The sequence below is a fragment of the Xanthomonas sp. F14 genome (assembly GCF_014199865.1).
Map to the genome: position 1 here is coordinate 475,605 of NZ_JACHOM010000004.1, position 12,419 is coordinate 488,023.

Consider the following 12,419-nt stretch of genomic DNA (forward strand, 5'->3'; position numbering starts at 1 on the left):
TTAAACCCCGAAAGCAAGCGCCTGCTGTCTGTCGATGCAAATCTTCAAATTTGCTCCATATTCGCAGCGTAGCGTGCGCATCCTCCGATCACTCCCGAGTGCGCCGTATGCGTTGCGTTGCTTCCTCCCGTTCTGCCGTGGTGCCGCGTCAGTGGCTGCTGGCCGCCATGATCACCGTCGCGCTGGCGGCGTGTTCGCCTGCGCAAGCGCCGCAGCAGCGGCAAGTGGAAGTGGGCGTGCAACGCGTGGACGTGCAGCGCCTGGCGCTGGACCAGACGCTGCCCGGGCGCACCGTGGCCTATCAAAGCGCGCAGGTGCGCCCGCAAGTGGGCGGCATCCTGCGCAAGCGGCTATTCACCGAAGGCGAGCAGGTGCAGGCCGGGCAGGTGCTGTACCAGATCGAGCCGGCGCCGTTCCAGGCCGCGTATGCGTCCGCGCAAGGCGAACTGGCGCAGGCCGAAGCGGCGGTGCTGTCGGCCAGGCCCAAGGCGCAGCGGTATCAGACGCTGGTCAAGCTGGATGCGGTCAGCCAGCAGGACGGCGACGACGCCACCGCCACCTTGCGCCAGAACGAAGCCGCAGTCACCGCGGCCAGGGCGGCGTTGCAGACCGCAAAGCTCAATCTGGATTTCACCCGCATCACCGCGCCGATCAGCGGCCGTATCGGCACCTCGAGCTTCACCCCGGGCGCGCTGGTCACCGCCGACCAGACCGATGTGCTCACCACCATCAACCAGCTCGATCCGATCTATGTGGATGTCAGTCAGTCCAGCGCGCAGCTGCTGCAGCTGCGGCGCAAGCTCGATGCCGGCCAGCTCAAGGCGGTCGATGGCAAGGCCGAGGTCAAGCTGTTGCTGGAAGACGGCACTGCCTACGCGCGCACCGGCACGCTGGAAGTGGTGGACACCGCGGTGGATGCCACCACCGGCACGGTGAAGCTGCGTGCGGTGATTCCGAACCCCGATCATCTGCTGTTGCCCGGCATGTACGTCAAGGCGGTGCTGTCGATGGCGGTCAACGAGCAGGCGATCCTGGTGCCGCAACAGGCCGTCACCCGCAACAGCAAGGGCGAGGCGGTGGCGATGGTGGTCGGCGCCGACGGCAAGGTGGCGCAGCGCGTGCTCAAGACCGGCGATGCGGTGGGCGATCGCTGGGTGGTCAGCGAAGGCCTGTCCGCAGGCGAGAGCGTGATCGTGCAGGGCCTGCAGAAGATCCAGGTCGGCATGCCGGTGAAGACGCGCGAGGTGAGCGCCACTGCGGCCGCGTCTGCAGCGGCGCCGAGTGCAGCCGCTGCAGGCACACCGAGTGCACCCGCCGCCGCGCGTGCGGCCACGCCGACGCCTGCAGCGCCGGCCAGCGCCACGCCCAAGGCCGACTGAGGAACTCCCATGGCTCGTTTCTTCATCGACCGCCCCATCTTTGCGTGGGTCATCGCCATCGTCATCACGCTGGCCGGCGCGATCTCGATCTTCTCGCTGCCGCTGGAGCAGTACCCGGACATCGCACCGCCCTCGGTGACGGTCAGTGCGACCTATACCGGTGCCTCCGCAGAGACCGTGCAGAACTCGGTCACCCAGATCCTCGAACAGCAGATGACAGGCCTGGACAATCTGCTCTACATGTCCTCCAGCAGCAGCTCGGCGGGCACCGCGCAACTCACGCTGACCTTCGAGTCCGGCACCGACCCGGACACCGCGCAGGTGCAGGTGCAGAACAAGGTGTCGCAAGGCGAGGCGCTGCTGCCTGACGAGGTCAAGACCAACGGCGTGACCGTGACCAAGTCGGCCAGCGGCAGCATGTTCATGGTGCTGGCCTTCACTTCCGAAGACGGCAGCATGGACAGCACCGACATCGGCGACTACATGGTGTCCTCGTTGCAGGATCCGATCAGCCGCCTCAACGGCATCGGCAGCGTCAACGTGTTCGGTGCCGAGTACGCGATGCGCGTCTGGCTGGATCCGGAAAAACTGCACACCTACGCATTGATGCCCTCGGATGTCAGCAGCGCGATCGCCGCGCAGAACGCCGATGTCTCGTCGGGCGCGCTGGGCGCATTGCCGGCGCTGCAGGGCCAGCAGTTGAATGCCACGGTGACCTCGCGCAGCAAGCTGCGCACACCGGCACAGTTCGAGAACATCGTGCTCAAGTCCGATGCCGGCGGCGCCACCGTGTACCTGCGCGATGTCGCGCGGGTGGAGCTGGGCTCGGAATCCTACGGCTCCAGTTCCAAGTTCAACGGCAAGGCCGCCTCGGGCATGGGCCTGCAGCTGGCGACCGGTGCCAATGCGCTGGACGCAGCCAAGCTGGTGGAAGCCAAGCTGGATGCACTCAAGCCGTACTTCCCGGCCGGCCTGAAGTACGAGGTCGCCTACGACACCACACCGTTCGTGCGCATCTCCATCGAGGAAGTGGTCAAGACCCTGATCGAAGCGATCGTGCTGGTGGTCGTGGTGATGTACCTGTTCCTGCAGAACTGGCGTGCCACGCTGGTGCCGGTGATTGCGGTGCCGGTGGTGCTGATGGGCACCTTCGGGGTGTTGTCGCTGCTGGGCTTTTCGATCAACACGCTGACCATGTTCGCGATGGTGCTGGCGATCGGCCTGCTGGTGGACGATGCCATCGTGGTGGTGGAAAACGTCGAGCGCCTGATGGCCGAGCAGGGCATGTCGCCGCGCGAGGCCACGCACACCTCGATGGGCCAGATCACTGGCGCCCTGGTCGGCATCGCGCTGGTGCTCACCGCGGTGTTTCTGCCGATGGCCTTCTTCGGCGGTGCCACCGGCGAGATCTATCGGCAGTTCTCGGTGACCATTGCCGCGGCGATGATCCTGTCGCTGGTGGTCGCGCTGACCCTGAGTCCGGCGCTGTGCGCCACCTTGCTCAAGCCCATCGACAAGGGCGGCCATGTCTCGCGCAAGGGCGCGCTGGGCACCTTCTTCACCTGGTTCAACACCCGCTTCGATCGCGGTACCGAGCGCTATGGGCGTGGCGTGGAGCGTGTGGTCGGCCATCGCAAGCTCGGCTCGCTGGTCTACGCGCTGTTGCTGGTGGTGCTTGGCCTGCTGTTCTGGCGGTTGCCCAGCGCGTTCCTGCCCGAGGAAGATCAGGGCATGCTGATGGTGATGTTCAGTGCGCCGGCCGGTGCCACCCAGCAACGCACCCAGCAGTCGATCGACCAGGCCACCGCGTTCATCCTCAAGCAGCCGGAAGTGCAGGGCATCATGACCATCTCTGGTTTCAGCCTGGCTGGCAGCAGCCAGAACTCGGGCATGGGCTTTATCCGCCTGAAGGACTGGGCCGACCGCGAGGGTTCGGCGCAGGAGGTGGCCCAGCGCATCACCGGCGCGATGATGATGACGCTGCCCGACGCGCAGGTGTTTGCATTGACGCCGCCGGCCATCAACGGGCTGGGCACCAGTTCCGGTTTCACCCTGCAGTTGCAGGATGCCGCCGGCAACGGCCACGAGGCGCTGGTGGAAGCGCGCAAGCAGTTGCTGCAGCTGGCCAACGGCAATCAGAACCTGACGGCGGTGCGCTTCAACGGCCTGGACGACGCGCCGACCTACCGCGTGCAGATCGACGATGCCAAGGCCGGCGCGCTGGGCGTGGCCGCAGCCGACATCAACACCACGCTCTCCACGGTGATGGGCGGGCGCTACGTCAACGATTTTCTCAACAACAACCGGGTCAAGCGCGTGTACGTGCAGGGCGAAGCGTCCGCACGCATGCTGCCCGGCGATATCGACCGCTGGTACGTGCGCAACAGCGACGCCGCCATGGTGCCGTTCTCCGCGTTCGCCAGCAGCGCCTGGGCGTATGCGCCGCAGGTGTTGACCCGCTTCAATGGCAGCGAATCGATGGAGATCACCGGCAGCGCCGCATCCGGCATCAGCTCGGGCGATGCGATGACCGCGGTCGCCGGCGAAGTGGACGGCATGGGCAAGGGCGTGGGCTACGCCTGGTCGGGCATGTCGTATCAGGAACAGGCCGCCGGCACCCAGACCTGGATGTTGTATGCGGTGTCGCTGGTGTTCGTGTTCCTGTGCCTGGCCGCGTTGTACGAGAGCTGGTCGATCCCGATCTCGGTGATGCTGGCGGTGCCGGTGGGCATCGTCGGCGCGCTGCTGGCGACCTGGATGCGCGGGCTGTCCAATGACATCTATTTCCAGGTCGGCCTGCTGGCAACGATGGGCCTGGCCGCCAAGAACGGCATCCTGATCGTGGAGTTCGCCAAGGAGCTGGAAGAGAAAGGCCAGCCCTTGATCGAGGCCACCCTGCACGCCGCACGCATGCGCCTGCGCCCGATCCTGATGACCTCGCTGGCCTTCATGCTCGGCGTGCTGCCGATGGTGATCAGCAGCGGCGCCGGCTCCGGCGGACGCCATTCGCTGGGCACCGGCGTGCTCGGCGGCACGCTGGCCTCCACCGTGCTGGGCATCTTCTTCGTACCGTTGTTCTACGTGATGGTGCGCAGCCTGTTTCCCGGCAAGGCGGCCGCGCACTCCCCCGTCGTTTCCACCTCCGAGGTAACGCCATGATGCGCACGACATCCCTCAGCCTGGCGGTGGCCTGTGCCATCGCATTGAGCGGCTGCGTCAGCATGGCGCCGCAATATGCGCGCCCGGATGCACCGGTGCCCGGTGTGGTCGGCGACACCGGCAGCCCGCTCCATGGCGACAGTGCCGATGGCCGCACTACCGCTGCGGCTGGGCTGGACTGGCGGCAGGTGCTGGTCGATGCGCGCCTGCAACAGGTGGTCGCACAGGCGCTGGACAACAACCGCGATCTGCGTGTGGCCGTGCTCAATATCGAGCAGGCACGTGCGCAGTACCGCATCCAGCGTGCGGACCTGTTTCCGGCGGTGGACGCCACCGTCTCGCACACGGCGCAACGTGCCGCAGCCGCGACCAGTTTCACCGGCGCGCCGCAGATCATCCGCAGCGCCACCGGGCAGGTGGGAATCAGCAGCTGGGAGCTGGACCTGTTCGGGCGCATCCGCAGCCTCAAGAACGAAGCGCTGGAGACCTATCTGGCCAGCGAGCAGACCCAGCGCAGCACCCGCCTGAGCCTGGTGGCCGAAGTGGCCAGCGACTGGCTCACCGTGGCCGCCGATCAGCAGCGGCTGGCACTTGCCCAGCAGACCCTGGAGAGCCAGCGCAAGACGCTGCGCCTGACCGAATTGCAGCACGATAACGGCATCGTCTCCGGGCTGGATCTGGCGCAGATCCAGACCAGCGTGGAAAGCGCGCGCGCCGATGTCGCCAGCTTCACCACCCAACTGGCGCAGTCGCGCAATGCGCTGAACCTGGTCGTGGGCACGTCGGTACCGGCGGCGTTATTGCCGGCTGCCGATGCGATCGAGAGCGGCGTGGCATTGGCACCGTTGCCGGCGCAGCTGGAATCGCGCGTGCTGTTGCAGCGCCCGGACGTATTGTCGGCCGAGCACACGCTCAAGGCCGCCAACGCCGACATCGGTGCGGCGCGTGCGGCGTTCTTCCCCTCCATCTCGCTGACCGGCAATGTCGGGCGCGGCAGCGATGCCTTGTCCAGCCTGTTTGATGGTGACCACACCTGGTCGTTCACGCCCAGCGTGAGCCTGCCGATCTTCCGCGCCGGCGCCTTGAAGGCCGAACTGGATGTGGCCAAGCTGCAGAAGGACATCACCATCGCCCAATACGAGCTGGCGATCCAGACCGCCTTCAGCGAAGTGGCCGACGCGCTGGCCGAGCGCACCCAGCTGGACGAGCGCATGGACGCGCAGCGCGCGCTGGTGGAAGCGGCACAACGCGGTTTCACCCTGTCGGATGCGCGCTACCGCAATGGCGTGGACAGTTATCTGGTGGCGCTGGACGCGCAGCGCTCGCTCTACAGCGCACAGCAGACCTTGATCAGCCTGCGGCTGACCGAAGCAAGCAACCGGGTGACCTTGTACAAGGTGCTCGGCGGCGGCGCCGATGCGCAACCGCAACCGCTGGCGCAACAGTAGCCTTGCATGGATGCGCGAGCGCAAGCGCATCCGTCAGATCCTCAATGCAGTGAAACTGCCAAGGTCAAAAGGAGCGGACCAGATTGCATGTCATTAGACAGCCCCGCGTTACGCATAGCTCGCAGCCATGCACACCGACCATCTCGACGGGTCCTTGCCCGCTCACCGTCGCGGGACCTTACGCGGCATGGATGCCGCGTAAGAGCCTACATGGACGTACTTGCGGCGTGTCCTGCGAGGGTGGGTGGGCAAGGGCCCTGCAGCCAAGCCGCGGGCCGTCTGCTCTGCGCTTGATCTATCCGTATGGTCCAAGTGCATCGCGACACAACGCATAACGCAACCAAGCCTTTAAACCCTAGCTCCGCCAAAGCGCGCTCCGAGCCTTGAGTCAAAAGCTAGGTGAGTCGAGCGTGCGGTGCCCTCACCGCTTGCGGGACACGCCGTGAATCCATCCGTGGAGGCTCCTCGGCGGCATCTATGCCGCCGAGGGTCCCGCAACCGGCAAGGACACCGCACCAGAGAGTTGGTTGGCTGCTTTCTTGAGAGCTTGTTGCTCGGCTTGCGGTGGCAAATCAACAGTCTGTGGCTTGCGTGTTGAAAGCCCGCCTGCTGCTCGGGTTGGGATGGAAAAATGGTGAGGCGTTGATCTAACCCACGGTGATCCGACCAGCGCCCGTCATGCACCGCTCGCAACCACGCACACCGACCATCTCGAGGGGTTCTTGCCCGCTCACCGTCGCGGGACCTTACGCGGCATGGATGCCGCGTAAGAGCCTACATGGACGTACTTGCGGCGTGTCCCGCGAGGGTGGGCGGGCAAGGGCCTTGCAACCAAGCCGCAGATCATCCGCTCTAGAAACCGATGCACCCACAGCGTTCAATCATTGCTAAAACCGTATCACTTCGCCGCGTTGGCGTTCATCACCGCATTGCGGCTGGCATCCAGGTACTGCGCCGGGTCGCGCATGCCGGTGGTGTGGCATTGCCCGGTGGTGTGGCCGCGATTGACGCCGCCCGGCAGCTGCGCGTTGACCTGCTCCACGGTGCCATCTTCCGGGTCGTTCAGTACCAGGTCCGAGGCCGCGTTGCAGTAGTCGTTGGTGTACCAGTTGGTCTTGGCGAACGAGGTCGTGTAGTAGTTGACCTTGGCGCGCGCATCGGCCGGAATACCGGCCAGCCAGGCTTTGGCGCCGTCGTAGGTCATGTCGGTATTGGTGCCGCAACCCACGCCGAACCACGAGCCCACCGCCGCCAGAATGCCGGACAGATTGGTGCCCTGGTACGGCGTGCCGACTGACTGCATCACCCGCCCACCTGTAGCGTTATCCAGCCCGCTCCAGTAGTAGGTATATAGATGCAGCGCGGCCATGCCGCCCTGGCTGTGCGCCACTGTTGCGAACGAGGACCACTGACTGGCGAACTGCGCCAAGCGCTGTGCGAACTGGTCGTTGCTGCGGTTCTGTTTGGCATCAAGGAACGAGGACGCATTGGTGAACTGCGCCTGCGGCCACACGCCGTTGGAGCAATAGCCGTGCACCAGCACCAGTTGCGACCCCGTGGCCTGCGGCTGCGCCATCGCACTGGCGCGGGTCAGCGTCGTCGGACGCGGCCCCATGCGCATGCTCTCGTCGATCGCAGCGGCAGAGCGCGCGATGCTGGCGCGGCGCAACGCGGGCAGCTGCAACGGCAGCGTGTCGGCCTGTACCAGCGGGATGTAGTGGTCGGGGTCTTCGATGCGCAGCCCGCGCAGCGTAAACGGCGCACGCGCACCGGCACGCGCGACCCAGCGTTCGTCCAGGCTCAACGGCAGCTGGCCTTGCTGCGGCGTCAGCATGCCGCCGATCCACGCCACCGGCACGTCCTTGCCCTTGGCATCGGTGCCCCAGACCTGGCCAAACACGCGGTAATGCGATGGTGCCTTGCCGCGTGCGGCGACCGGCAAGGCAATGCTGAGCCGGGTGCCGTCGGCAGCGCGTGCGCTGAGCGCGTTGCCGAGCAGACGCAGGGAGGTATCCAGCACCGGCAACACATGCTCGCTGGTGCGCACGAACGGCTGCCCGGCCTGGTCGCGACCATGCACGATCACCTGTGCGATCCAGGTGCCTTCGGCCGTCGGTTGGAACGTGCCGCCATACACGCCATCGCCGGCAGCACCATCGTCGTGCTGCCCGTCATCGGCCATCGGCAGTATGCGGATGCCGCCTTGCGGGTCGATCACACGCAGGCTCGCTGTTTCGATCTGCCCCGCCTGCGCGGCCAGCAAGCTCGCGCCGGCTGCATCGTTGCCGCTGAGCAACGCGTTGAGCGTCAGCGACTGGCCGACCTGCTGCCGACGATGGCGCGGGTACGAGGCCAGCTGCGTATGCGCATCGCCTTCCATCAGCACATACCCGCGTTGCGCCACCGGCGTCGACGATTGCAGCGTCAGCGCCCAGTTGCCGTTCTGCGCGGATTCCACCGCGTAACGCATGCCGCTGGTGCCGCTCTCGGCGCTGCCCAGCAGTGTGCGTTGTGCCTGCAGCTGCGGTGTAACAGCAGCGGCACGTGCGCCGGCAACACGTGGTGCAGTCACCGCCGCCTCCCACGGCTGATCGCCGGCCAGCACCATGAAACGCAGATGGCCGTTTTCCACCGGCAAGGTGCCTTGCCAGCGTGCGGACTTGCCGGCCGGCGTCAACTCCACCGGCAGCAAGGCGCTCTTGGACAGGATCGCCGACTCGGCCGGATCGGGTGCGCGCATCTGCGCGAACTCCTCCGGTGGGCCAGCCAGTTGTTTGGGTTGCAGCTCGGCCGCGGCAAGCGGCGTGGAGACCAGCGACAGGGTGCACAGCAGGGACAACAGCGACGGCTTCGGCATGGCGACATCTCTCCTTGAACGTTGCAGAAGCGATGCCGCCGCGCATTGCAACGGCATCGGATGCAGCGCCCCCTCGCCGCGATTCGTCGATGGTTATACCGCGCGCTTGTGACAGGTCTGCTGTGCGCTGCAGCACCTCACGCGCGGCAAACAAACCGCCAGGAATGAAAAGTACAGACTGTGATCGAGGTCGTGGACATGTCGAGGTCCACGACGCATTGCTTGCTACAACGCACAGGTCTGCGGTCGCTATGCAGCGCCGAATTCGGCGCGCCTCAGTCCGCCTAAACGCGCGCGGAGCGGGAGCGGTACTGCTCTACCCACGCGACAGTCTGTGCGATGCCGCCAAACGGATAAAAGTGCATGCGGACCTCGCCGTGCGCATCAGTCAGGCCAGTGGCCAGCCGTTCCACAAAACGATCCGGCCCGGCGGTACCCAACAGCTTGCCGAGCGAGATGCCGTATTTGGACAACATCGATGCGCATGCGCCGACACCGCAGCTGGCGGCATAGCGTGCGAGCACCGCCACGCCGGCAGGACCGGGTACGCCCACACGCACGGGATATGCAATGCCGTGCGCGCGCAGCGCCTGCAGCCACGTCAGCACGATGTCGGCATCGAACGCGAACTGGGTGACGATCAGCGGCGCCATGCCGCGCTCGGCGATGCTGCGACACTTGCGTTGCAGCACCTCCCATCGATCGGCTGCAGGCATGCTCGGATGCCCTTCCGGATGCCCCGCCACGGCGATGGTCCGGATGCCGTTGCGCTCAAAGACCCCGGTATCGAGCAGCGACAAGCTGTCCGGAAACGGCCCGAGCGGAGCAGGCGGATCGCCCGCAATCACCAAACAGCGCTCGACGCCGGCGTCATCGACGGCGCGGCTGACAAAGGCATGTAGCTGCTCGCGCGAGGCGATACGGCGCGCGGACAGGTGCGGCATCGGTTGAAAGCCGAGTGTGCGCACCATCCGTGCCGCGGCCAGCCGCGCGTCGTCGTCCTGGTTGGGCAGGTAGGGGATGGCAATGGTTGCGCCACGCGTGATCCGGGGCGCCGCTGCAGCCAGCCCGGCAATGTGCTTTGCGCTGACCTCCAGCGAATAGGCATCGGTGATGGTGCCGGCGAGGCTGGGCGTGTCCGGGTCGATCAAGGGTGTTGCCGTCCTGTCGTGGTGATTGGCTGCGCCGCGGCGTCAGCCCCGATCGAGCGGGCAGGGGCCAGGGAGAACGTTGAAATTCCGGCGGCGTCCTGGCCCCCCCCCGGCACTCAATCGTCCTGTTCCGCATCGCCGTAGAATTTCACGCCCAATTGAATGCGATTGCGCCCGCTTTCCACGCGGTGCCGGTTGGTGTCGCGCAGCGAGTAGACGCAGCCGCAGTATTCCTGCTGGTAGAAGTTCTCGCGCTTGCTGATCTCGACCATGCGCGACGAACCGCCGCCCTTGCGCCAGTTGTATTCCCAGTACATCAAGCCGGGGTACCTGGCCGCAGCGCGCACGCCGCAGTCGTTGATCTGCTGCATGTTCTTCCAGCGCGAGATGCCCAGGGAGCTGGTGATCACCGGAAAGCCGTGCTCGTGCGCATACAGCGCGGTGCGTTCAAAGCGCATGTCGAAGCACATGGTGCAGCGCACGCCGCGCTCGGGTTCGTTCTCCATCCCGCGGGCCCGCTCGAACCAGTTGTCCCGATCATAGTCGGCATCGACGAAGGGCACGCCGCACTGCTCGGCAAAGCGGATGTTCTCATCCTTGCGCAGCTCGTATTCCTTGCGCGGATGAATGTTGGGGTTGTAGAAGAAGATGGTGTAGTCGACGCCGGACGCCAGCATGGCCTCCATCACCTCGCCGGAGCACGGCGCGCAGCAGGAATGCAGCAACACCTTGTCGTGGCCGGCAGGCAGGGGGAGTGGTGCGCGGGTTGCGGTGGTATCCATCAGTGGGCTCCGGATGTCGTGGCGGTGCCATTGGCAGGCTGGCGGGCCAGTTCGATGAAGGCGCGCAGGTAGTCGACGGTGATATCCGCCTCGCGTGCGCCCAGGAAGATCTGCTTGGCGATGCCGCGCGCGCCCAGTCGCACCGGCACCACGTCCATCCTGGCGGCGTATTCCTCCACCAGCCAGCGTGGCATGGCGGCCACACCGCGGCCACTGGCCACCATCTGCATCATGATGTCGGTGGTTTCGATGGCCTTGTGGCGCCTGGGCGTGACACCGGCCGGCAGCAGGAACTGGCTGTAGATGTCCAGGCGCTCGAGGTCCACCGGATAGCTGATGAGCACTTCCCGCGTCAGTTGCTGGGGCTTGACGTAGGCGGCCGACGCCAGCGCATGGCCCTTGGCCACGACCAGCACCTGCTCGTAGTCGAACACCGGCTCGAACCGCAGCCCGGGCTTGTACAGCGGGTCGGGCGTGACCAGCAGATCGATCTCGTAGCCGAACAGCGCGCCGATACCGCCGAACTGGAACTTCTGCTTGACGTCCACATCCACATCCGGCCAGGTGGCCAGATAGGGCGCCACCAGCTTGAGCAGCCACTGGTAGCAGGGATGGCATTCCATGCCGATGCGCAGCGCACCGCGTTCGCCCTGCGCGAACTGGCCCAGGCGCTCCTCGGCCAGGTCCAGCTGCGGCAGCACCCGGTTGGCCACCGCCAGCAGGTACTGGCCGGCCTGGGTCAGGCGCAGGTTGCGTCCCTCGCGCAGCCACACGTCGGTGCCCAGCTGTTGCTCCAGCTTCTTCATGCTGTGGCTCAGCGCCGACTGGGTCAGGTTCAGCACGCCGGCAGCGGCGGTCAGCGAGCCCTGCTGCTCGACCTGCTGGACGATGGTGAGATGGATGCGCTCAAGCATTCAGATGATCCGAATTCATGGATTGTTGAAATAACACCATTTTACTTCATTGAATACGAGCCCTAGCATCGGGGTTCGTCGTTTCAGGTCAACCCGCATGACTGTCAACGTGCCACACCCCCTCCGCGTCGTCGCGGTCTCCGGTGGGCTGCAGCGCCCCTCCAAGGCCGTCGCCCTGGCCGAGCACATGCTGGCGCTGATCGCCGCTGCCGTGCCGTGCGAGCAACATCTGGTCGAACTCGGGGCGTTGGCGCCGCAGTTCGCCGGTGCGGTCTGGCGCTCGCAGCTGCCGGCAGCGGTGGAGCAGGAACTTGCCGCCGTGGAGCAGGCGGACGTGGTGGTGGTGACCACGCCAGTCTATCGCGGCTCCTTCACCGGGCTGTTCAAGCACTTCTTCGACTTCATCCACCAGGATGCCTTGATCGACAAGCCCGTCTTGTTGGCGGCGACCGGCGGCAGCGAGCGCCATGCGCTGGTGATCGACCACCAGTTGCGGCCACTTTTCAGCTTCTTCCAGGCGCGCACCTTGCCGCTGGGCGTCTACGCCACCGACCGCGACTTCCTGGACTACCGCGTGCACAACGAGGCCCTGGCCGAGCGGGCCAGGCTGGCGGTACAGCGGGCATTGCCGCTGATCGCATTGACGCGGCCGGCAGGTGCCATTGCCGCAGAAAACGTCGCCGCGGCCTGAGGCCACCCGGCCACCGTTGCGCGGCGGGTCAACACTGC

General features: G+C 66.0%; 8 protein-coding genes. 4 read left to right on the forward strand and 4 right to left on the reverse strand.

What is annotated here, in order from left to right; translation table 11 throughout:
- The first annotated feature begins 107 nt into the window (after window positions 1–107).
- Genes GGR73_RS16145 through GGR73_RS16155 form a run of 3 tightly spaced genes read left to right on the forward strand, consistent with a single transcriptional unit; the run spans window position 108 to window position 5,986 of the window.
- Window positions 108–1,379: an efflux RND transporter periplasmic adaptor subunit gene (locus tag GGR73_RS16145; RefSeq protein ID WP_435012515.1), complete on the forward strand. Its 1,272-nt coding sequence runs from the start codon at window positions 108–110 to the stop codon at window positions 1,377–1,379.
- Window positions 1,380–1,388: 9 nt separating this feature from the next.
- Window positions 1,389–4,538 carry an efflux RND transporter permease subunit gene (locus tag GGR73_RS16150; protein WP_166769462.1) on the forward strand — a complete coding sequence of 1,050 codons (3,150 nt, stop codon included), beginning with the start codon at window positions 1,389–1,391 and terminating at the stop codon, window positions 4,536–4,538.
- On the forward strand, window positions 4,538–5,986 hold the full coding sequence (locus GGR73_RS16155; RefSeq protein ID WP_184457858.1) for an efflux transporter outer membrane subunit: 1,449 nt from the start codon (window positions 4,538–4,540) through the stop codon (window positions 5,984–5,986). Before GGR73_RS16150 ends, GGR73_RS16155 begins: the two co-directional genes overlap by 1 nt.
- Window positions 5,987–6,884: 898 nt before the next feature.
- Here GGR73_RS16155 and GGR73_RS16160 read toward each other — a convergent pair.
- The 4 genes from GGR73_RS16160 to GGR73_RS16175 form a co-directional block, all read right to left on the reverse strand.
- Complete coding sequence (locus tag GGR73_RS16160) at window positions 6,885–8,843, reverse strand: choice-of-anchor X domain-containing protein (RefSeq protein ID WP_184457860.1); 1,959 nt, start codon at window positions 8,841–8,843, stop codon at window positions 6,885–6,887.
- Window positions 8,844–9,127: 284 nt separating this feature from the next.
- A complete protein-coding gene (locus GGR73_RS16165; protein WP_221234199.1) occupies window positions 9,128–9,994 on the reverse strand; it encodes a methylenetetrahydrofolate reductase in 867 nt (288 codons plus the stop codon).
- Window positions 9,995–10,110: 116 nt separating this feature from the next.
- A complete protein-coding gene (locus tag GGR73_RS16170; protein ID WP_184457862.1) occupies window positions 10,111–10,776 on the reverse strand; it encodes an epoxyqueuosine reductase QueH in 666 nt (221 codons plus the stop codon).
- Window positions 10,776–11,690: a LysR family transcriptional regulator gene (locus GGR73_RS16175; RefSeq protein ID WP_102255444.1), complete on the reverse strand. Its 915-nt coding sequence runs from the start codon at window positions 11,688–11,690 to the stop codon at window positions 10,776–10,778. Before GGR73_RS16175 ends, GGR73_RS16170 begins: the two co-directional genes overlap by 1 nt.
- 97 nt (window positions 11,691–11,787) lie before the next feature.
- Here GGR73_RS16175 and msuE point away from each other — a divergent pair, with 97 nt between their 5' ends.
- Window positions 11,788–12,381, forward strand: a complete 594-nt coding sequence (gene msuE, locus GGR73_RS16180; protein ID WP_184457864.1) for an FMN reductase — start codon at window positions 11,788–11,790, stop codon at window positions 12,379–12,381.
- Window positions 12,382–12,419: the final 38 nt, after the last annotated feature.